1 protein-coding gene is annotated in these 954 nt (G+C 36.8%); it reads left to right on the forward strand.

Translation table 11 applies throughout. The features are described 5' to 3' along the window. Window positions 1-398, forward strand: a 398-nt coding sequence (locus tag JHD69_RS19885; protein ID WP_199142078.1) for a hypothetical protein, incomplete at its 5' end; no start/stop codon positions are given. Window positions 399-954 lie beyond the last annotated feature (556 nt).

A 954-nucleotide genomic window follows, 5' to 3' on the forward strand; every position in this document is an offset into this window, starting at 1 on the left:
TGTGCATTGGCTGGTATATACTATCGCCCATAGCATGGGCTTTTAACAGTAGCACTCAACTAAGCCCTTTTAACGGAGCCTATGATGTAATTAACAAAACAGGAGAGAGGAACAGATTTAAGAAGGTTTTCTTTCATAAAAACGATTACATCATCTTTCAGGCTGAAAACGATACAATGATAGACTATCATTATCAACTCGATACTGCTTCTAAATCGCTGGTGTTGCAAGACTACCACAATAATCAGGTTAATGTTGGCTATTCAGCTGACGAAAAAGCCCACCTCATTCTTCGGTTTAAGGATTGTGACCAAGAATTTGTACTTAACCCAATTAATTGGCAAACTTTGCCAGCATTAAAAGACGGTATCCACTATACGATTGACGAAATTAAATAAGGGCTTATCTTTTTTTGTTTTGCAAATTTATTGGTGCCGAAATCGAGGTAATTACAGTTGTTTTTGTAGGTTCTTTTAAACCTGCATGTATAAACCGTTAAAGTTTACTTTTCAAGCACACGGACTTTTTGTGGTTTTTATCTCCTTTTTTCGTAGGCATCATCAATTTCTTTAGAGCGCTGGTCAGGTTCAGTCCACGCTTCACACTCAGATTAGACGGTAATGGCAAGATAAGAAAGCTCAACAAAATTTACCATAACAAAATCATTATTGGAATAGGCGGTTTGTCTTGTTGCTCCACAAAAAAGTAATAAAAATACATTTTATGGCTATATTGCCTTCAGGTTCTCTGCCAATGGCAACAGTGAGGTCCAAAACAATCCAATTGTTTTGGATTTTCTTAGCCAAGAATAAACCAGCTGCCTTTTTGTAAGCTTTGATGAAGAAAAGGCCTTTGTTTAAGGTTTGGATTTCTTCATCGTAGGCTTTCTTGTTAAAGGTTTTAAGGTGCAAATTGCCTCTAATTGCCCTTTATGGCTGTCTCTTATACACATCT

Source organism: Pedobacter sp. ASV12 (genome assembly GCF_016429155.1).
Lineage (GTDB): Bacteria > Bacteroidota > Bacteroidia > Sphingobacteriales > Sphingobacteriaceae > Pedobacter.